The organism is Sphingomonas fucosidasi (genome assembly GCF_036663855.1).
GTDB lineage: Bacteria > Pseudomonadota > Alphaproteobacteria > Sphingomonadales > Sphingomonadaceae > Sphingomonas > Sphingomonas faeni_B.
In genome coordinates this window covers 45,204-65,926 of record NZ_JAXOJR010000008.1, presented here as the reverse complement: position 1 = coordinate 65,926, position 20,723 = coordinate 45,204, and the positions used below count along the sequence as shown (strand labels likewise).

Here is a 20,723-nt window from a genome sequence, read left to right as displayed (position 1 = left end):
GGGCCCCCTCCCCCGTCATCCCAGCGAAAGCTGGGATCTCTCCGTTGCAGCCCGGCCCCTCGCCGCGCGAGGTCCCGGCTTTCGCCGGGATGACGAAGACGGGACGCTGCTGATGGCCACGCCCCCAGATCCCCTCGCGCTCTACAATGCCAAGCGGAACTTCACGAAGACCGCCGAACCCGCCGGCACGCTGGCCCCCGACAACGGCAACAGCTTCATGGTCCAGAAGCACGACGCCACGCGCCTCCACTGGGATTTCCGCCTCGAAATCGATGGCGTCCTAAAAAGCTGGGCCGTCACCCGCGGCCCCAGCCTCGACCCCAACGAAAAGCGCCTCGCCGTCCGCACCGAGGACCACCCGCTGAGCTACGCCACCTTCGAGGGCACAATCCCCGCCGGTGAATATGGCGGCGGTACGGTGATGCTGTGGGACCGCGGCACGTGGTCGCCGATCAAGGGCAAGTCGGCGAAGGATCTCGACAAGGGCCACCTCCACTTCGTCCTCGATGGCGAACGGATGAAAGGCGAATGGCTGCTCATCCGCCTGAAGCCCCGCGCAAAGGAGAAGCGCGAGAACTGGCTTCTCCGCAAGATCGACGACGCAGCTGCCGGCGGCACGGATACACTGGTCGAGGAAGCGCTGACCAGCGTCTCGACCGGCCGCACGATGATCGAGATCGAAGAGGGTAAATCCTCCCCGGCACGGGGAGGGGGACCAGCGAAGCTGGTGGAGGGGGCGGGCCGCAAGAGTACCGCGCGAAATAAGGGGGACGGTCGGGGCAAGCCCCCCTCCACCACCGCGAAAGGTCGCGGCGGTCCCCCTCCCCGTGCCGGGGAGGAATTTCAGGACCTGCAACTCTGCACGCTTGTCGACGCCGTCCCCACCGGCTGCGCGTGGCTGCACGAAGTCAAATACGACGGCTACCGCGCGCTTGTCTCCGTCGCGAACGGCAAGGCGAAAGTCTTCACCCGAACCGGCCTCGACTGGACCGACAAGTTCGCCGCGATCGCCGAGGCTGCCGCGAAACTCCCCGTAAAATCCGCCCTGATCGACGGAGAGATCGTCGCGTTCAAGGACGGCCACCCCGATTTCTCGACGCTAAAGGACGCCATCTCCAGCAGCGGCGACATGACGCTATTCGCATTCGACCTGCTCGCTCTCGACGGCGAAGACCTCACCGGCCTCTCCAACCTCGACCGCAAAACACGCCTGCAACCGCTAATCCCAGAGGACGAGGACCGCCTTCGCTATTCCGACCACGTCATCGGCGCGGGCGAGCAACTGTTCGAGACGATGTGTCGCGAAGGCCTCGAAGGCATCGTTTCGAAACGCGCCGACGCCCCCTATGTCGGCAAGCGCACCAAGGCGTGGCTCAAGGTCAAATGCACGCATCGCCAGGAGTTCGTGATCGTCGGCTGGCTGCCCTCGGACAAGAAACGCGGGTTCAAGTCGCTGCTGCTCGGCGTCCGCGAGGGGAAGGGCTATCGCTACGCGGGGAAGGTCGGCACCGGGTTCGACCAGGCGCTGATGGACGAAATCCGCGACACGCTCGACGCGCTCGACCGGAAAACGCCGACGGTCGAGGCCCCGAAAGCCGCCGTTCGCGGCGCGAAATGGGTCACCCCGAAACTGGTCGCCGAGATCGCCTTCGCGGAGGTCACCCCGGACGGCGTGCTTCGCCATTCCAGCTTCATCGGTCTGCGCGAGGACAAGGCGGCGAAGGACGTCGTCGCCGAAACCCCAGCCCCGTTGCCGGATGCCGCGCCCGAGACGACGACCAAGATCAGCAGCCGCGACCGCGTGATCTTCGACAAGTCGGACGTCACCAAGGGCGACCTCGCGGACTATTACGTGGCGGTGTCGGGCATCATGCTGCCGTTCGCCGCCGACCGCCCGATCAGCCTCGTCCGCTGCCCGCAAGGCCGCTCGCGCGCGTGCTTCTTCCAGAAACACGACGCCGGCAGCTTCGGCGACGCGGTCCACAAAGTGCCGATCCGCGAGAAGGACGGCTCGACCGAAGACTATCTCTATGTCGACGACGCCGACGGGCTGGTCGCGTGCGTGCAGATGGGGACGATCGAGTTCCACGGCTGGGGATCGTCGAACGCGACGCTGGAGAAGCCCGACCGCCTCGTGTTCGATCTCGATCCCGACGAGGGCCTCGACTTCGGCGACACGAAGAAGGCGGCGGAGCATCTGAAGAACCAGCTTGCAGAACTGGGGCTGGTCAGCTTCCCGATGCTGTCGGGGGGCAAGGGTGTGCATGTCGTCGTGCCGCTCACGCCTGACGCCGAATGGCCCGCGGTGAAGGACTTCGCGGACCGGTTTGCACGGGCGATGGCGGGGGCGGAACCAGAGCGCTTCGTCGCGACGATGGCGAAGGCCAAGCGCAAGGGGCGGATCTTCATCGACTGGCTGCGCAACCAGCGCGGGGCGACCGCGGTGATGCCGTATTCGGCAAGGGCGAGAGCCGGCGCGCCGGTGGCGGCACCGGTGTCGTGGAGCGAGTTGCGGGATATCGAGACGGCGTCGCGCTGGGGCGTGAAGGATGAAGCGGAGTTGATCGCGCGGGCCGGGTCGCGGGCGCTGGCCGGCTGGGGCGTGGCGGATCAGGTTTTACCGGATTTGTGAGCCTCGCCATCCTCTCGAACGCCACCCCGGCGAAGGCCGGGGCCCAATTGGAAAGGTGGTCGTAACGGAGCGATGCCCCTCATTAGCGCCGTTCCCAATTGGGCCCCGGCCTCCGCCGGGGTGGTGCTATAGTCGTGGGGAGAGTCTTTCACTTCTCCCTCGCTTTGCCCCCATCGCTTCCCCTCCCCGTCATCCCAGCGAACGCTGGGATCTCAATGGGGCGAGCGTCACGTGCACCAAGCGGAATATCCCAGCTTCCGCTAGGATGACGGGTGTGGCGGGGGATGAGGCAGATACTGCCGAGGGAACAGTGAGGTGAGGCCTCCCCAGCACGCTTTTATGTTGCACCGCCGCGTTGAAAGGTGAAACACCGCCGCCAGCATTCAGGGGCTCGAAACATTGGAAACCGCGACGCAACCGGCGACCCCCGCCGCCAATACGGCGTTCGACGCGACGGTCCATGCCGAGCGCTGGATTGCCGACTATTGCGCGCGCAGCACCCGCGCCGACGTGCTCTGCCCAGCCGATGACGGTAGCGCCGACCCCGCCTGGGCGGCGATGTTCGCCGAGCTGGCGACCGTCGCCTCCGACGACCTCGGCCACATCCGCGAACGCGTCCAGCGGCATGCGGTCGACATCGGCACCGGCTTCCGCATCGCCGACGAACCCGATGAGCGCCCCTGGCCCGTCTCGCCCGTCCCGCTGCTGATCGAGGCCGGGGAATGGGCCGGCATCGAGCGCGGCGTGATCCAGCGCGCGACGCTGATGGAGACGGTGGTCGCCGACCTGTACGGCACGGGGAAGCTGGTCGCCGACGGCCACATCCCCGCCGCGCTCGTCACCGGCAGTCCGTTCTTCCTGCGGCCGATGGTCGGGCTCGATCCGCCGGGCGGCCGGCATCTCGATTTCATCGCGATCGATCTCGGGCGCGGCCCCTCCGGCGAATGGCGCGTGCTCGCCGATCACCTGCGCGCGCCCGCCGGCGCAGGGTACGCGTTGGAGAACCGTATCGCCGTCAGCCGGACGCTCGGCGGGTTGCAGGATCGGCTCAACGTCCAGCGCCACGCGCCGTTCTTCGCCGCCTTCCGCGCCGGGATCGCGGCGATGTGCAGGCGGACCGATCCGCGGATCGGGCTGCTGACGCCCGGCCGGTTCAACCCGAGCTATCCTGAGCAAGCACACCTCGCACGCTATCTGGGGCTGTTGCTGGTCGAGGGCGCCGATCTCGCCGCGCTCGAGGACAAGGTCTATGTCCGCACGATCGGCGGGCTCAAGCGGATCGATGCGTTGTGGCGGCGGCTCGACCCGCGGCTGCTCGATCCGCTGGCGTTCGACACGCATTCGCAGATCGGCGTGCCCGGGCTGATCGACGCGTACGCGGCCGGCAACGTCGTGCTGTCGAACGCGCCGGGCTCGGCGGTGCTCGAGGCGCCGGCGTTTTCGGCGTTCCTGCCGCAGTTGGCGAAATCGCTGCTCGGCGAAGACTTGCTGCTCCCCAACATCGCGACCTGGTGGTGTGGGCAGGACGGCGCACGCGCGCAGGTCGAAGCCAATTTCGACCGACTGCTGATCGGCCCGGCGTTCCACGCGCGCCCGCTCGGCATGACCGGCGGCCCGACCACCGGCGCCGACATCACCGGCGAAGACCGGACCCGCCTGCTCGCCGACATGGCGAACAGGCCGCAGGATTACGTCGGGCAGGAACTCGTCCAGCTCTCGACCATGCCGGTCGTCGTCGGCGACGCGCTGGTCCCCCGCCCCTTCACGCTGCGCGTGTTCGCGGCGCGCGGTGGCGACGGCGAATGGACCGTCTTGCCGGGGGGATTCGCAAGGATTGGGGAACATCCCGACGCCCGCGCGGCCGTCATGGGCGACGGCATATGGTCCGCCGACGTCTGCATCTACGGCGCCGAGCCTGTCGCGCCCGTGTCCCTGCTGACCGCACCCGATTCGCTCCACGTCCGCCGCAATCCGGGCACGTTGCCGAGCCGGGTGGCGGACAATTTCTACTGGCTCGGGCGCTATCTGGAGCGCGGCGAAGCGCTGCTCGGCGCAATCCGCGTGATGCTCGGCAATTCGATCGACGTGGATGGGGGGGCCGTCTTGTCGCCCACCACGGTCGGCAAGCTGGTGGGGCTGATCGTCGGCGCAGGCAGCGCGCCGCACCCGCCGAGCCTGCGCCGCGCCGACCTGACCGCCCTCGCCCGCACCGCGATGGAGGACGAGCGGTGGCAGTCGATCCTGACGCTCAACCGCCATGCGAGAGAGATCGGCGAAGGCTCGCGCGATCGGCTTTCGGCGGACATGGTGCGACTGCTCGAAGCGCCCTTCCCCACGCATCGCGGGATGCTGGAGCGTGCCGGGTCGTTGCAACGCCGCTATGCGGCGATCGCCGGGCTGTCGGCCGAGCATATGGGGCGGACGGCGGCGTGGCGGTTCCACGATCTCGGGCGGCGGGTGGAGCGGGCGATGGCGATGGCGCGGGCGATCCGGTTGTTCGGGATGCCGGGCGCGTCGCCGGACGACCTGTCCGTGCTGCTCGACCTGGCCGACAGCCAGATCAGTTATCGCCAGCGCTATCCGACGGGGATCGCCCGCGTGCCGGTGATCGATCTGGTCGCACTCGATCCGGGCAATCCGCGCAGCCTAGCGTTTTCGGCGGAGCGGATCGCGGCGCGGCTGGCGGAACTGCCGGTGTTGAGCGATGACGAGATGGCCGAGCCGCAACAGGCGCAAGCGACCGGGTTGCAGGCGATCGTGATGACCGCGACCGCGGCGGAACTGAATGCGGAGACGCTGGGGGATATCGAGCGGCGCTTGGGGGCGGTGTCGGATGCGCTGGCGCGGCGGTATTTCCTGCAGGGTGCTGAGCCGTTGCGGACCAGTGGGCTGACGTTGGCGTGAGGGGCGGCGTGAGGGGCGGCGTGAGGGGCGGCGTGAGGGTAGACCTGCAAATCCTCCCCGGCACGGGGAGGGGGACCATGCAGCGCATTGTGGAGGGGGCTCTCCACCAGCGTATCGTTCGTGGTGCCCCCCCTCCACCACCAGCAAGCGGCTGGCGGTCCCCCTCCCCGTACCGGGGAGGATTATTATGATCTACGATATCCGCCACATAACGACGTTCGATTACGGCGCCAGCGTCAAGTTCGCTCGCTGCAACCTCCGGTTGAAGCCGATCGACTGGCCGGGCCAACACCTGGATTCCTATACGCTGTCGGTCCACCCCGCCGGCCGCACCAGCGCCGCGCGCGCGGAGGCGGGGCTCGCCAACGTGACGCGGCTGGTGGTCGACAGCCCGGTGCGGCACCTGACTATCGAGAGCCGATCGCGGATGACGGTCGACCGGCTCGTCCCGGTGCCCGACACGAGCGACCCTACCCTCGCAGAGATCGCGGCGATGGCGCGCGCGAGCACCGACCTGTCCGCGGCGAGCCCGGCGAACTATATCTACCCCTCACCGCTGATCCCGCTCGACCAAGCTATCGCCGACTATTGCGCAGTCGATCTCGATCCGTCGCGGGGTGCGCTGGAGGCCGGGATCGCGCTCGCCCGGCGGATCCAGATGGAGTTCGAGTTCGACGCGGACGCAACGCTGGTCGACACCCCCCCGCACGAGGCGTTCCTCCAGCGCAAGGGCGTATGCCAGGATTTCGCGCAGATCATGATCACCGGGCTGCGCGCGGCGGGCCTCCCCGCGGCCTACGCATCGGGCTATATCCGGACGATCCCGCCCGAGGGCCAGCCGCGGCTGGTGGGCGCGGATGCGACCCACGCATGGGTGCTGCTGTGGTGCGGGCCGGTGCGTGGCTGGGTCGGAGTCGATCCGACCAACGGAATCTGGATGGCGAGCGACCATATCGTGATGGCGGTCGGCCGCGATTATGCGGAGATCGCACCCGTGGATGGCGTGGTGCTCGGGTCGGGCGCGCAGAACATGGATGTCAGCGTGGATGTGGCGCCGTTGGACGAGTTCGCGGCAGTCTAGGATGCGTCGGCGGCGGACGTGTTCCGCACGCGCGCAATTGCGTTGCGCGGGCGCTCCCCCCACATAGACGCGCAAGTAAGAATGGGGACGTAAGTGGCCGATCCGTACAAGACTCTGGGTGTAGCGCGCGACGCGACCGAAGCCGACATCAAGAAGGCGTACCGCAAGCTTGCAAAGGAGCTTCACCCGGATCGCAACAAGGACAATCCGAAGGCGTCGGAGCGATTCAGCACGGTCACCAACGCGTACGACCTGCTGAACGACAAGGACAAGCGCGCACGCTTCGATCGCGGCGAGATCGATGGCGACGGCAACCCGGCGTCGCCGTTCGGCTTCGGCGGCGGTGGTGGCGGGCGTCCCCAACCGGGCGGCGGCTTCCGCAGCGAGGGGTATGAGAGCGGTGCCGGCGGGGCCGACATGAGCGACATCTTCGAAGGCCTGTTCGGCGGCGCGCAGCGTGGCGGCGGTGGCGGGTTTTCCGGCGGCTTTGGCCGGCGTCCACAGCCCAGGGGTGAGAATGCCGCGTACCGCCTGCAGGTCCCGTTCGTCGAGGCGGCGACGCTGGAGCCGCAGCGCGTGACGCTCGCAGACGGTAAGACGCTCGACCTCAAGCTTCCCGCCGGCGTCGAGACCGGTACGCAGATGAAGCTTGCCGGCAAGGGCGAGCAAGGTCCGGGCGGTGCTGGCGACGCGATCCTGACGATCGAGGTCCAGCCGCACAAATTCTTCACCCGCGACGGCGACGACGTCCGTCTCGACCTGCCGATCACGCTGGCCGAGGCGGTGCTGGGCGGTTCGATCAAGGCGCCGACGGTCGACAAGCCGGTGATGCTGACGATCCCCAAGGGCACGACGTCGGGCAAGACGCTCCGCCTCAAGGGCAAGGGTTTCCACAAGAAAGGCGGCACGCGGGGCGACCAGCTGGTCACGCTGATTATCGACATTCCGGCAAGCGATGCGGCGCTCACCGCGTTCGTCGAGAGCTGGGATGGGCGCGAGGCTGGGAACCCGCGGGGGTCCATGGGCGTCTGAACGCCTTGTGAATGATAACAGCCTTACCCCCGAAGCCCGCTCGCACGACCATAGCGCGGCCCGTACCCGACTGAACCGCGGCATGGCGAAGGTCAGGCCGGGCAGCTATGCGTTCGAGGTTTTCAAGCGGGCGGCGATCGGCGTGTTCAACGACGGGTTCATCCATGCCGGGAACCTTGCCTATCTCGCGCTGATGACGGTGTTTCCGTTCTTCATCGTCGCGGCCGCGATCCTGTCGATCTTCGGGCAGAGCGTCGAGACGGTGCGCGCTGTCGAATCCTTCCTGAACGTCCTGCCGCCCAACGTCGCAGACCTGTTACGCAAGCCGATCGCCGACGTGCTCGCCGCGCGCACCGGATCGCTGCTGTGGCTCGGCGCATTGGTCGGCCTGTGGACCGTCGGCAGCTTCGTCGAGACTATCCGCGACATCTTCCATCGCGCCTATGGCAACAAGGCGACGGCGCCGTTCTGGAAATCGCGGCTCGGCTCGTCGTTCGTGATCGTCTGCTCGGTGATCATCGCGCTGCTCTCGTTCCTTGTGCAGGGTATCCTGACCGCGGCCGAGCAGTTCATCTACCGCCTCGTGCCCTTCGCGCAGGATGCCGCGGGCTGGGTCGGACTGTCGCGGCTGATCCCCGGCCTGCTCATGTTCGGCGCGCTGTACCTGCTGTTCTATTCGGTCACCCCGTCGCGCTATCGCTATTCGAAATGTCCCAAATGGCCGGGCGCCTTGTTCACCACCGCCTGGTGGGTCAGCGCGACGGCGTTGCTGCCGGTGATCCTGTCGCGGCTCGGCGGCTACGACCTGACCTATGGTAGTCTGGCGGGCGTCGTCATCATGCTGTTGTTTTTCTACGTCATCGGGCTCGGGCTGGTATTCGGCGCCCATCTCAACGCGGCACTGGCGGAACCACCCGAAACAACGCTAGAGCAACCCGCTACGGATATGCAGGTATAGGCGGGGATGGCGTGAACGGTTTGATGGCGGGCAAGCGTGGGCTGATCATGGGCCTGGCGAACGACAAGTCGCTGGCCTGGGGGATTGCCAAGAAGCTGTCCGAGGCGGGCGCGGAACTCGCGTTCAGCTATCAGGGCGAGACCATGGAGAAGCGCGTTCGCCCGCTCGCCGAGCAGCTGGGCGTCGCACGGCTGTTCGATTGCGACGTGTCGGACATGGGCGCGCTCGACGCGACCTTCGACAAGTTGGCGCAGGAGTGGCCGACGATCGACTTCGTCGTCCACGCGATCGGCTTTTCGGACAAGAACGAGCTGCGCGGGCGGTTCGTCGATACCAGCCTCGACAACTTTCTGATGACGATGAACATCTCGGTCTATTCGTTCGTCGCGGTTGCGCAGCGCGCCGCCAAGATGATGACCGAGGGCGGCGCGATGCTGACGCTCAGTTATTACGGCGCCGAGAAGGTCATCCCGCATTACAACGTGATGGGCGTGGCGAAGGCGGCGCTCGAGACCAGCGTGCAGTATCTCGCGGTCGATCTCGGGCGCGACAACATCCGCGTGAATGCGATCTCGGCGGGTCCGATCAAGACGCTGGCAGCCAGCGGCATCGGCGATTTCCGCCTGATCCTGAAGTGGAACGAACTGAACTCGCCGCTGAAGCGCAACGTGACGATCGACGACGTCGGCGGCGCGGGGCTTTACCTGCTGAGCGACCTGGCTTCTGGCGTGACGGGTGAAACGCACCACGTCGACGCCGGCTACAACGTGATCGGCATGAAGGCCGAAGACGCCCCCGATATCGCGCTGGCATAAACCGAGAGCGACCGCGTCGACCTACCCCTCTCCCTTCAGGGGAGGGGGAGGGGCCCATGCGAAGCATGGGAGGGTGAGGGAATGAAACGGCCACCCGGCAACGCCCCACGCGATCGTCAACGCGATGCGCGAAAGATGCCATCCGAACCCGAACACCGGCTATGGCAAGTCCTGCGCAACCGTCAGGTCTGCGCCCTGAAGTTTCGCCGACAAGTATGGCTTGGCCCCTACATCGTCGACTTCCTCTGTGCCGAAGCCCGGTTGGTCATCGAGGTCGACGGCGACACGCACGCCTCACCTGAAGCACAGGACTATGACAAACGGCGAACCGCGCTAATAGAGACCGAAGGCTACCGGGTATGCCGCTTCGGGAACGATGACGTGATGACCAATATCGATGGCGTGGCTGCGACGATTGTTGCGGTCGCCAACGAACCCTCACCCTCCCACCGCGTTGCGGCGGGCCCCTTCCTCTCCCCCAAGGGGAGAGGGTTTTGAGCTTCAACACGTTCGGACGGCTGTTCCGCTTCACCACCTGGGGCGAATCCCATGGGCCTGCGCTTGGTGCGGTGGTCGACGGGTGCCCTCCCGGCATCCCGCTCACCGAGGCCGATATCCAGCCTTGGCTCGACAAACGCCGCCCCGGCACGTCCCGCTTTACCACGCAGCGACGCGAGCCCGACACCGTCCGCATTCTCTCGGGCGTGTTCGAAGGGCGCACCACTGGCACGCCGATCAGCCTGATGATCGAGAATGTCGACCAGCGCTCGAAGGACTATTCCGACGTCGCCAAGGCGTATCGTCCCGGCCACGCCGACTATGCCTATGATGCGAAATACGGGTTCCGCGACTTCCGTGGTGGTGGACGCTCGTCGGCGCGCGAGACGGCAGCGCGCGTTGCCGCCGGTGCGGTCGCGCGGCTCGTCGTCCCGCAAGTCCGTGTCCGTGCCTGGGTCGAGGCGATCGGCGGAGACGCGATCGATCCGGCCAACTTCGACGATGCGCAGATCGACCAGAACCCGTTCTTCTGCCCGGACGCCGCCGCCGCCGCCCGCTGGGAGATACTCGTCGATACCGCGCGGAAGTCGGGATCGTCGCTCGGCGCAGTGATCGCATGCGAGGCGACCGGCGTGCCCGCAGGCTGGGGCGCACCGCTCTATGCCAAGCTCGATTCTGAACTCGCCTCCGCCTGCATGAGCATAAATGCGGTCAAGGGCATCGAGATCGGCGACGGGTTCGCCGCCGCCGCGCTGTCGGGCGAAGCGAATGCGGATCCGATGCGTCCGGGTGCTGATGGCCCAGAGTTCCTCGCCAACCATGCGGGCGGAATCGCTGGAGGGATCGCGACCGGCCAGCCGATCCGCCTGCGTGTGGCGTTCAAGCCGACCAGTTCGATCCTCACCCCGGTCGAGACGATCAGCCCCACCGGCGAAGCCGCGACGATCGCCACCAAGGGGCGTCACGATCCCTGCGTCGGCATCCGCGGAGTCCCCGTCGTCGAGGCGATGGTGGCGCTCGTGCTAGCCGACCAGGCGTTGCTGCATCGGGGCCAGTGCGGCTGACGACGGAACATACGCGGCGCTGAAGCGCTTGCTCTTCAATAACTTAGGAGAGTGATAATGCGTATTCTAACTTCGATCGCAGCCGCAGCCCTGATCATTCCAGGCGTGGCGATGGCTCAGACGGGCACCACTGGCTCGATGGGCGGCACCACCGGTGGAACGATGAGCGGCGGCACCATGGGTGGTTCGACCATGGGCGGTACGATGGATCAGGCGAATCCCTCGACGACCACGCAGTCGACCACGACGACACGCACGCAGCGTGGCACCAAGGCACGGAGCCGTACGCGCGGCACCACGTCGGGCACCATGAGCGGCACGACGGGTGATACCGGTACGACGGGCAGCACGATGTCCGGCACGACCGGCAGCACGATGGGCGCCGACACCATGGGCGGCACCACGGGCTCCACGACCGGCACGATGGGTGGCACGACCGGAGGTACCATGGGTGGCACGACCACCGGTACGATGGGTTCGACCACGGGTGGAACGACCGGCACGACCACGCCGCGCTGATCCAACCGTTCTCACGTGAATGAAAAGCCGGGCGAGCGATCGCCCGGCTTTTTGCGTATCAGTCCGAGAAGGGATCGCGGACGAGGATCGTGTCGGCCCGCTGCGGGCTGGTCGACACCAACGTCACCGGACAGCGGATCAGCTCTTCGATGCGGCGGATGTACTTGATCGCCTGCGCCGGCAGGTCGGCCCAGCTTCGCGCACCGGCGGTGGTTTCCTGCCAGCCTTCCATCGTCTCGTAGATCGGCTCGACCAGCGCCTGGTCCGCCGCGTGCGCCGGGAAATAATCGAGCGTCTCGCCGCGCAGCTTGTAGCCGGTGCAGATCGACACGGTCTCGAACCCGTCGAGCACGTCGATCTTGGTCAACGCGATCCCGGTTATGCCGCCAACCGCCGCCGCCTGACGCACGAGCACCGCGTCGAACCAGCCGCAACGACGTTTCCGCCCGGTGACCGTCCCGAATTCGTGGCCACGGACGCCGAGGCGCTCGCCGGTTTCGTTCTCGAGCTCGGTCGGGAACGGTCCCGAGCCGACGCGCGTCGTGTACGCCTTGGCGATGCCGAGCACGAAGCCGACCGCCGATGGCCCGAGGCCGGACCCACCGGCCGCTGCGCCTGCGATCGTGTTCGACGAGGTGACGAACGGGTACGTGCCGTGGTCGACGTCGAGCAACACGCCCTGCGCGCCCTCGAACAGGATCCGCTTGCCGGCCGAACGCGCGGCGTTGAGATCGCGCCACACGGGCTTGGCGAACGGCAGCACGAAGCCGGCGATCTCGCGCAATTCGGCGATCAGGCGCGCGCGATCGATCGGCGGCTCGCCGAAGCCAGCGCGGAGTGCATCGTGATGCGCGGTAAGGCGATCGAGCTGCGGGCCGAGATCGTCGAGATGCGCGAGGTCGCACACGCGGATCGCACGGCGACCCACCTTGTCCTCATACGCCGGCCCGATGCCGCGCCGCGTCGTGCCGATCTTACCGGCGCCGCTGGCGTCCTCGCGCAGACCATCGAGATCGCGGTGGAACGGCAGGATCAGCGCGCAGGTGTCGGCGATCCGCAGCGTCTCCGGTGTTGCGGTGACGCCCTGTGCGCCGAGCCGCGCGATCTCGTCCTTCAGCGCCCACGGATCGAGCACCACGCCGTTGCCGATGAAGGACGGCGTGCCGCGGACGATACCCGACGGCAGCAGCGACAATTTATAGACGTTCTCGCCGACGACCAGTGTGTGGCCGGCATTGTGGCCGCCCTGGAACCGGACGACCATGTCGGCACGCTCGGCGAGCCAGTCGACGATCTTGCCCTTGCCTTCGTCGCCCCATTGCGCGCCGATGACTGCTACGTTGGCCAAACTCTATCTCCTGAGGATTACGCGCAGCGCCTACAGCGCGCGGGGCTCGCCTGCTACCCATTGATGCGTGCAGACTTGTGCTTCGGGGGTGTCGCCGGCTTCGAGTGCCGCAACGGTGACCCAGCCTTGCGCGCGCATTGCTGCGCCTTCGCTGGGTGGCGTGCCGAACGGCAGGAACAGGCGGCGGCGGTCGACGGTGGCGGTGCGCTCGACCAGTGCGTCGGTAAACAGCGAAAAGCCGGTGGCGGCTTCCTCGGCACCGGTCTCGTGGACGACGGTGTAGGTGCCGCCGCGGCCGACTTCGCGTGACGAGCCGTCGGCGAAAAGCGAGAAGCCGAGCCAGGTCTGGTATTCGAAACCGTGCCGTTCGGTTGGGTCGAGCGTCAGCGCGACGCGGCCGTCGAGTGCTTCGGCGATCCGCGCGAGACCGTCGAGGCGCGAGGCCAGCGCGCCGGTGGTGTCGAAGGCGCGGAGGCGGTCCATCGCTTGCGCGAACGGTCCGGCTGCTTCGATCAGGGGAAGGTAGGCGGGGGCGAGTGCGGCGACGGCCCCGGCGTCCTTCGCGTCGAGGCGGTCGCGCAAGGTGGCGATCTGCTCGGGTGCCACGGGAAGCGGCCCCGCGGCGAGCGTCGACACCAGATCGGGCAGCGTGAAGTCGATCGAGGCGCCGGCGACATCGGCGGCGGCGATCATGTCGACCGCGACCGCGACGAGCTCCTGCGCGGCGGCGACCGAGTCGAGGCCAATCAGCTCGCACCCGATCTGCCGCGTCTCACGGGCGGGCGCGAGTTGCGACGCGCGCAGCTTAAGCACCGACCCCGCATAGCTCAGCCGCACCGGCCGCGGGTGATGCCCCATGCGAGTGGCGGCGATCCGCGCCACCTGTGCGGTAATGTCCGGGCGGATCGCGAGCGTGCGCTGCGACACCGGATCGACGAAGCGCACCGCGTCGTGGAGGCCGCCGGCCTTGAGCCGCATCTCCAAACCGTCGGCAAATTCGGCCAACGGCGGATCGACACGTTCATAGCCGTGGAGGCGAGCGGCTTCAAGCACGCGGGCTTCCAGCGCCGCCGCCGAATCGGCGAACGGAGGGAGGCGATCTCGGAAGCCTTCAGGGAGCAAAGCAGTCATACGCGTGCCTCTAACCACTTCGCCCCCCGTTCGCGAGCCTTAGAAGTTGAGGCCCATCGCGGTCTTCACGCCGGGGAGCGCGCGGACCTTGGTGAGGAGCTCCGGCGTCACGGCTTCGTCGACCGAGAGGAGAAGCACCGCCTCGCCGCCTGCCGAACGACGGCCGAGATGGAACGTCCCGATGTTCACCCCGGCCTCGCCCAGCGCCGTCCCGAGACGACCGATGAACCCCGGTGCATCCTCGTTGACGACATACAGCATCGGCCCTGCCAGATCCGCCTCGATCTTGATCCCGAGCAGTTCGACCAACCGCGGTGCCGAATCCCCGAACAGCGTCCCCGCCACTGATCGTTCGCCATCCTCGGTCTTCACCGAGACGCGCAGCAGCGTGTGGTAATCCGCCTCGCGCTCGGTGCGGACTTCGCGGACTTCCAGACCACGCTCGCGCGCCAGCACCGGCGCGTTGACCATGTTGACGGTCGCAGTCTGCGTCTGGAGATAGCCGGCGAGCACCGCGCTCACGATCGGCTTGGCGTTGAGTTCAGCCGCGGCCCCCTCGGTATGCACCGAAATCCGCGACACCGCGCCGGTGGTCAGCTGACCGACCAGCGACCCCAGCTTCTCCGCCAGCGCCATATACGGCTTGAGCTTCGGCGCTTCCTCGGCCGACAGCGACGGCATGTTGAGCGCATTCGTAACGCCGCCCGACATCAGGAAGTCGGCCATCTGCTCGGCCACCTGGATCGCGACGTTGACCTGCGCCTCGGTGGTCGACGCGCCGAGATGCGGCGTGCTGACGAAGTTCGGCGTGTTGAACAACGGCGACGCCTTGGCGGGCTCCTCGACGAACACGTCGAGCGCGGCGCCGCCGACCTGGCCCGAGTCGAGCGCCGCCTTCAGCGCGACCTCGTCGATCAGGCCGCCGCGCGCGCAGTTGATGATCCGCACGCCCTTCTTGGTCTTGGCGAGCGCCTCGGCCGAAAGGATGTTGCGCGTCTGGTCGGTCAGCGGCGTGTGCAGGGTAATGAAGTCGGCGCGGGCGAGCAGTTCGTCGAGCGTGACCTTTTCCACGCCGATCTCGATCGCGCGCTCGGGCGTCAGGAACGGATCGAACGCGACCACCTTCATCTTCAGGCCGCGCGCACGGTCGGCGACGATCGAACCGATATTGCCCGCGCCGATCAGGCCGAGCGTCTTCGACGTCAGCTCCACGCCCATGAAGCGGTTCTTCTCCCACTTGCCGGCCTGCGTCGAAGCATCAGCCTCTGGCAGCTGGCGGGCGAGCGCGAACATCAGCGCGATCGCGTGCTCGGCGGTGGTGATCGAGTTGCCGAACGGCGTGTTCATCACGACCACGCCCTTCGCCGAGGCGGCGGGGATGTCGACGTTATCGACGCCGATGCCCGCGCGGCCGACGACCTTGAGATTGGTGGCGTGCTCGAGGATTTCTTTTGTAACCTTGGTCGAGCTGCGGATCGCGAGGCCGTCATACTCGCCGATCATCGCCATCAGTTCTTGCGGAGTCTTGCCGGTGATCTCGTCGACTTCGACGCCGCGCTCGCGGAAAATCTGGGCGGCGCGGGGATCCATTTTGTCGGAGATGAGGACTTTAGGCATGGTTCAGCTACTTTCGTCATCCCAGCGAACGCTGGGATCTCGTGCCGCGAGGGCACGGTATGCGGAGGGAGACCCCAGCTTTCGCTGGGGTGACGGTAGATTGTGGTTAGGCCGCCTTGGCGGTCGCGTAGGCCCAGTCGAGCCAGGGCCCGAGCGCTACGATGTCGGCGGTGTCGACGGTCGCGCCGCACCAGATCCGCAGGCCCGGGGGCGCGTCGCGGTAGCCCGCCACGTCGTAGGCCGCGCCCGCTTTCTCCAGCGCAGACGCCATCGCCTTGATCAACGCCTCGTCGGCACCCTCGACCGTCAGGCACACGCTGGTCTTCGACCGCGTCGCCGGATCAACCGCGAGATGGCCGAGCCAGTCCCGCTCCGCTACGATCTTGTCCAACGCAGCAGCATTCGCATCCGACCGCTTGATCAAGCCATCTTCACCAAGCGACTTCGCCCATTCGAGACTGAAGATCGCATCCTCGACCGCCAGCATCGACGGGGTGTTGATCGTCTCGCCCTTGAACACGCCCTCGGTGAGCTTGCCCTTCGAGACGAGGCGGAAGACCTTCGGGAGCGGCCATGCGGGGGTGTACGTCTCCAACCGCTCGACCGCACGCGGCCCAAGGATCAGCACGCCGTGCGCGCCCTCGCCGCCGAGCACCTTCTGCCACGAGAAGGTGGCCACATCGATCTTGGTCCAGTCGATATCGTAGGCAAACACGCCCGACGTCGCATCGGCGAACGAGAGACCCTCGCGATCGTCCGGGATCCAGTCCGCATTTGGCACGCGCACGCCGCTGGTGGTGCCGTTCCAGGTGAACAGCACGTCGTTCGACCAGTCGACCGCGCCCAGATCGGGCAGCTGGCCGTAATCGGCGCGCACGACGGTCGGGTCGATCTTGAGCTGCTTCACGGCATCCGTGACCCAGCCTTCGCCGAAGCTTTCCCAGGCGAGCGCGGTGACGGGCTTGGCGCCCAGCATCGTCCACATCGCCATCTCGTACGCGCCGGTGTCGGAGCCGGGGACGATGCCGATGCGATGCGTATCGGGGAGCTTCAACAGCTCGCGCATCAGGTCGATGCTGTACTGGAGGCGGGTCTTGCCGATCTTCGAGCGATGCGAGCGACCGAGCGAATCGGTGGCGAGCTTGTCCGCGGACCAACCAGGCGGTTTCGCGCAGGGACCGGAGCTGAAAAAGGGGCGTGCGGGCTTCGTAGCAGGCAGCGCAGGCGCACCTGTAGCGGGTGCGTAGGTCGTATTCGTCAATGTATCTCTCCTCACAGAGAGCACGCGCGGCGTTGGGACCGCGTGGCCCGTCGCCGGCCCTAGCGGCGTTCGCGGGGGTGTCAACCGCGTTCGACCCAGCGCACGTGGCGATGGGACTCGCCCTACCGTGCGCCAAACTCACTCCGTCACCCCGGGCTTGTTCCGGGGTCTACGGTGCCGCACGACCATCGGCATGGGGGACAAGATGATGGGTGGATGCCGGAACAGGCCCGGCATGGCGGAGTGGGTGGTACTGGTTGCGCTCACGCTCACCTTAGTCGCGTGCGGACGTGCCGATCGTCCCACTGCCCCTACTCAGACACGCCCCAACCTCTCCGTCCCGAGCAACCGCGAGACCGCGCAGTGCCTTGCCGATCTCCGCCAACTCCACGTATCGTTCCAGCTCCTGCCCGACCGCGAGACTGGCCCCGGTTGCGGGCTCGCAGGCACCGTCAAGCTAGTCGATATCGGCGTGCCCGTCGCCAACCTCACCGCGGTCCGGTGCGGCGCGGCACGCACGTTTATCGGCTGGACGCGCAACGCGGTGGCACCCGCCGCCTATCAGATGCTCGGCAGCGAACTCGCGCGGATCGACAGCATGGGGAGCTATTCCTGCCGCAACGTCGTCGGTTCGGCACGCAATGCGAGCCGGCGGTCGGGGCATGCGATCGCCAACGCGATCGATGTCGGCGGGTTCGTGCTGAAGGACGGGCGGCGAATCACCGTGCTGAACGACTGGAATTCGTCCGATCCGCAGGTCCGGCAATTCCTCCAGACGGTCCGCGCGTCGGCGTGCAAGCGGTTCGGGACCGTGCTCAGCCCGGACTACAACGCCGCGCACCGCAACCACCTGCATCTCGAAGACGATCGCGCGGGGTTTTGCCGCTAGCCCGAACAACTCCGTCATCCTAGGCTTGACCCAGGATCCAGGGCCAAAAGCGTTGCGGTCCGCAACCCTGGATCCCAGCTTTCGCTGGGATGACGGTTGCTTGAATGACAGGACTTTGGGTGACTCAGTCTAGCCCTCCCTGCCCCTTTCCTGTAATCGCGCCTGAATGACCGATACACGTATACCGACACGCGTTTTCCCCAACGCCAGCCAGGACGCCGAGACCGCCAAGGACTCCGTCTCCACCCCGCAGACGCAGCACCCGCATTACCGGCTCGCCTTCCAGGACATGGACTTCCTGTTGCGCGAAGACCTGCGGCCGGTGCGCTTCCAGCTCGAACTGCTGAAGACCGAACTCGTGCTCGACGAGGCGAAGATCGGTTCGACCTTCGTGTTCTACGGCTCCGCGCGCATTCCCGAGCCGTCGAAGGCTCAGGCGCTGCTGGCGCTGGCGACCGACGAGAAGTCGAAAAAGATCGCCGAGCGGCTGGTCGAGAAGTCGAAATATTACGACGTCGCGCGTGAACTCGCGGCCAAGGTCAGCGTGCTGCCGCGCGACGAGCGGGGCTGGCGTCAGTTCGTGGTGTGCTCGGGTGGCGGTCCGTCGATCATGGAAGCGGCGAACCGCGGCGCGGACGACGTGGGGGCCGAATCGATCGGCCTGAACATCGTCCTGCCGCACGAGCAGGCGCCGAACCCGTATGTGACCCCGTCGCTTTCGGTGCAGTTCCACTATTTCGCGCTGCGCAAGATGCACTTCCTGCTCCACGCGCGCGCGCTGGCGGCGTTTCCGGGTGGGTTCGGGACGTTCGACGAGCTGTTCGAGCTGCTGACGCTGATCCAGACGGGGAAGATCCAGCCGATCCCGGTGCTGCTGTTCGGGCGGAGCTTCTGGGAGCGGGTCGTGAATTTCGATGCGCTGGTCGAGGAAGGCGTCGTCAGCGAGAAGGATCTCGGGATCTTCCGCTACGTCGAGACGGCCGACGAGGCCTGGGACGCGGTGCAGTCGTTCTACCGCGAGCGGGCGGAGAAGGAAGCCGCCGAGAGCTGAGTTTCCCGGAGTGTGAAGGCACCCCTTTTCTACTCCCTCTCCCCTCCGGGGAGAGGGTCGGGGTGAGGGGCTGCCAAGCAGTGCAGCGCCCGGAACAGCCCTCACCCCAGCCCTCTCCCCGCAGGGGAGAGGGAGTCGGTCGCTCTACTTCTCCGAGCGGGCACCCTTGCGGGCTGCTTCGGGATCGACTGACGGTGCACCCGACGCCGGCGTGCCGGTGTTGGCGATGTCGGCGGTCGGCGCACCTTCGGTGGCTGCGGCCTCCGCCGCATTCGCGGTCGCAGGCTGACCCTCCGCCGCCGCATCCTTAGCCGCCGGCGCAGCGCCCGCGGCGGGGGCCGCCGGGAGCGGCAGGTTCGAACCCTGCTGGTTGAGGTACAGGATCACGTTGGCGCGGTCCTGCGCGTTGCCCAAGCCCGCGAACGTCATCTTGGTGCCGTTGGCGAACTTGCGCGGCGACGTCAGCCACGCATTCATCTTGTCGAAGTCCCAGGTGCCGCCGACGCCGGCCAGCGCCGCGGAGAAGGCGTACCCGCCCTTGCCCTTGGCGATCGCTTCGCCGAGCGTCCCGTACAGGTTCGGGCCGACACCGTTCGCACCGCCCTGGTTGATGGTGTGGCAGGCCGCGCACTTCTTGAACACTTCGGCACCCTTGGCGGCGTCAGCGGTCGGCAGCAGCGAGGCGATCGGCACGTCGGCGGCGGCACCGCCAGCGCCTTCCTCGACGACGCCCTCGATCGCGTAGCCCATCTTCTCGGGTCGCTCGCCGTGGAACAACATCCCACCGACGATCGACAGCCCGAGCGCCGCACCACAGCCTGCGAGCACCCAGCCGGCGATCGTATTGGTCCGATTGTCCATCTTGCGCATCCGCCCTGTTCTGTTTGGGACAGCCATAGAAAAGGCGGGCGCGCACCGCAAGCTGCGCTTGTATGGCGCACGGCGGCCCTTTTACCCGGGTTGAACAGGCAAGCAGCGCGCCTTAGGCGCTGGGGGCATGGAAAACTTCGCCGTACCCGCCCGCCCGATCGTCGCGCGGATGACCGACGCCGCTGCAGCAGACCCCGCGCGCGCCGTCGCGTTCCAGGGTGCGCCGGGCGCCAACAGCCATGTCGCGGCAGTCGAGGCATTCCCGGACGGCCTGCCCCTGCCCTGCTTCGATTTCTCCGACGCGATCGACGCGGTGAAGGACGGCCGCGCCGATTGCGCGATCATTCCGATCGAGAATTCGCTGCACGGCCGGGTCGCCGACATTCATTTCCTGCTGCCCGAATCGGGGCTCGTTATCACCGGCGAGCATTTCCTGCCGATCCGCCATGCGCTGATGGGCGCTGGGCCACGCGACGGCATCCGCCAGGCGATGAGCCATCCGCAGGCGCTCGGGCAGTGCCGGCATTGGCTGAAGGCGCACGGAATCGAGCCGGTAAGCTATCCCGACACCGCCGGGGCTGCGGCCAAGGTCGCCGAACTCGCCGATCCTGCGATCGCGGCATTGGCGCCGCCTGCCGCTGCCGGGCTGTATGGGCTGGAGCTGCTCGCGACCGACATCGCCGACGCGGATCACAACACGACGCGGTTCGTGGTGCTGGCGCGCGGCGGCAAGCCGCCCGCGGCGCAGGAGCCGGTCGGCGGCGAATGGATGACGACGCTGATCTTCGAGGTGAAGAACGTCCCCGCCGCGCTCTACAAGGCGGTCGGCGGGTTCGCCACCAACGGGGTGAACATCACCAAGCTGGAGAGCTACCAGCGCAACGGTAGTTTCTCGGCGACGGAATTCTATGCGGACGTGGTCGGCAAGCCGGGCGACGCGAACCTCGACCATGCGCTGGAGGAACTGGGATTCCATTCGAAATGGCTGCGGGTGTTGGGCACCTACCGCCAGGCGCGGTCGCGGGGGTGACCTGACCTTGATCCTCCCCCGCC

General features: G+C 67.2%; 17 protein-coding genes. 12 read left to right on the top strand and 5 right to left on the bottom strand.

Annotated elements, in window-relative coordinates; translation table 11 throughout:
* The first annotated feature begins 112 nt into the window (after nucleotides 1–112).
* From ligD to U1737_RS15130, 9 genes are all read left to right on the top strand, one after another.
* On the top strand, nucleotides 113–2,632 hold the full coding sequence (gene ligD / locus U1737_RS15170) for a DNA ligase D (protein ID WP_332797335.1): 2,520 nt from the start codon (nucleotides 113–115) through the stop codon (nucleotides 2,630–2,632).
* Between the two features lie 399 nt (nucleotides 2,633–3,031).
* On the top strand, nucleotides 3,032–5,536 hold the full coding sequence (locus tag U1737_RS15165; protein WP_332797334.1) for a circularly permuted type 2 ATP-grasp protein: 2,505 nt from the start codon (nucleotides 3,032–3,034) through the stop codon (nucleotides 5,534–5,536).
* A gap of 187 nt (nucleotides 5,537–5,723) precedes the next feature.
* Nucleotides 5,724–6,617: a transglutaminase family protein gene (locus U1737_RS15160; protein WP_332797333.1), complete on the top strand. Its 894-nt coding sequence runs from the start codon at nucleotides 5,724–5,726 to the stop codon at nucleotides 6,615–6,617.
* 93 nt (nucleotides 6,618–6,710) lie between these two features.
* On the top strand, nucleotides 6,711–7,649 hold the full coding sequence (locus U1737_RS15155; protein ID WP_332797332.1) for a DnaJ C-terminal domain-containing protein: 939 nt from the start codon (nucleotides 6,711–6,713) through the stop codon (nucleotides 7,647–7,649).
* An 82-nt stretch (nucleotides 7,650–7,731) separates the two neighbouring features.
* Complete coding sequence (locus tag U1737_RS15150) at nucleotides 7,732–8,607, top strand: YihY/virulence factor BrkB family protein (RefSeq protein ID WP_248523519.1); 876 nt, start codon at nucleotides 7,732–7,734, stop codon at nucleotides 8,605–8,607.
* Nucleotides 8,608–8,618: 11 nt separating this feature from the next.
* Entirely contained in the window at nucleotides 8,619–9,422 is an 804-nt protein-coding gene (gene fabI, locus U1737_RS15145; protein WP_328805595.1) for an enoyl-ACP reductase FabI, read from the top strand.
* 81 nt (nucleotides 9,423–9,503) lie between these two features.
* Nucleotides 9,504–9,920, top strand: a complete 417-nt coding sequence (locus tag U1737_RS15140) for an endonuclease domain-containing protein (protein ID WP_332797331.1) — start codon at nucleotides 9,504–9,506, stop codon at nucleotides 9,918–9,920.
* Entirely contained in the window at nucleotides 9,917–10,984 is a 1,068-nt protein-coding gene (aroC, locus tag U1737_RS15135) for a chorismate synthase (RefSeq protein ID WP_332797330.1), read from the top strand. Before U1737_RS15140 ends, aroC begins: the two co-directional genes overlap by 4 nt.
* 57 nt (nucleotides 10,985–11,041) lie before the next feature.
* Nucleotides 11,042–11,503, top strand: coding sequence for a hypothetical protein (locus U1737_RS15130; RefSeq protein ID WP_248523524.1), 462 nt, complete (start codon nucleotides 11,042–11,044; stop codon nucleotides 11,501–11,503).
* Nucleotides 11,504–11,561: 58 nt separating this feature from the next.
* Here U1737_RS15130 and U1737_RS15125 read toward each other — a convergent pair whose 3' ends face one another.
* From U1737_RS15125 to U1737_RS15110, 4 genes are all read right to left on the bottom strand, one after another.
* Nucleotides 11,562–12,851 (bottom strand): adenylosuccinate synthase, encoded by a 1,290-nt coding sequence (locus U1737_RS15125; protein ID WP_248523526.1) that lies wholly within the window; start codon nucleotides 12,849–12,851, stop codon nucleotides 11,562–11,564.
* A 30-nt stretch (nucleotides 12,852–12,881) separates the two neighbouring features.
* On the bottom strand, nucleotides 12,882–13,982 hold the full coding sequence (locus U1737_RS15120) for an ATP phosphoribosyltransferase regulatory subunit (protein ID WP_332797329.1): 1,101 nt from the start codon (nucleotides 13,980–13,982) through the stop codon (nucleotides 12,882–12,884).
* 39 nt (nucleotides 13,983–14,021) lie between these two features.
* Nucleotides 14,022–15,599: a phosphoglycerate dehydrogenase gene (gene serA / locus U1737_RS15115; protein ID WP_248523530.1), complete on the bottom strand. Its 1,578-nt coding sequence runs from the start codon at nucleotides 15,597–15,599 to the stop codon at nucleotides 14,022–14,024.
* Between the two features lie 106 nt (nucleotides 15,600–15,705).
* Nucleotides 15,706–16,860, bottom strand: a complete 1,155-nt coding sequence (locus U1737_RS15110) for a phosphoserine transaminase (protein ID WP_332797328.1) — start codon at nucleotides 16,858–16,860, stop codon at nucleotides 15,706–15,708.
* A gap of 235 nt (nucleotides 16,861–17,095) precedes the next feature.
* Between U1737_RS15110 and U1737_RS15105 the strand changes: the two genes are divergently transcribed.
* Complete coding sequence (locus U1737_RS15105) at nucleotides 17,096–17,749, top strand: extensin family protein (protein WP_443027140.1); 654 nt, start codon at nucleotides 17,096–17,098, stop codon at nucleotides 17,747–17,749.
* Nucleotides 17,750–17,915: 166 nt separating this feature from the next.
* Nucleotides 17,916–18,800 (top strand): LOG family protein, encoded by an 885-nt coding sequence (locus U1737_RS15100; RefSeq protein ID WP_332797326.1) that lies wholly within the window; start codon nucleotides 17,916–17,918, stop codon nucleotides 18,798–18,800.
* A 144-nt stretch (nucleotides 18,801–18,944) separates the two neighbouring features.
* Here U1737_RS15100 and U1737_RS15095 read toward each other — a convergent pair whose 3' ends face one another.
* Nucleotides 18,945–19,661 carry a c-type cytochrome gene (locus tag U1737_RS15095; RefSeq protein ID WP_332797325.1) on the bottom strand — a complete coding sequence of 239 codons (717 nt, stop codon included), beginning with the start codon at nucleotides 19,659–19,661 and terminating at the stop codon, nucleotides 18,945–18,947.
* 136 nt (nucleotides 19,662–19,797) lie between these two features.
* Here U1737_RS15095 and U1737_RS15090 point away from each other — a divergent pair, with 136 nt between their 5' ends.
* Nucleotides 19,798–20,700 (top strand): prephenate dehydratase, encoded by a 903-nt coding sequence (locus tag U1737_RS15090; RefSeq protein ID WP_332797324.1) that lies wholly within the window; start codon nucleotides 19,798–19,800, stop codon nucleotides 20,698–20,700.
* Nucleotides 20,701–20,723: the final 23 nt, after the last annotated feature.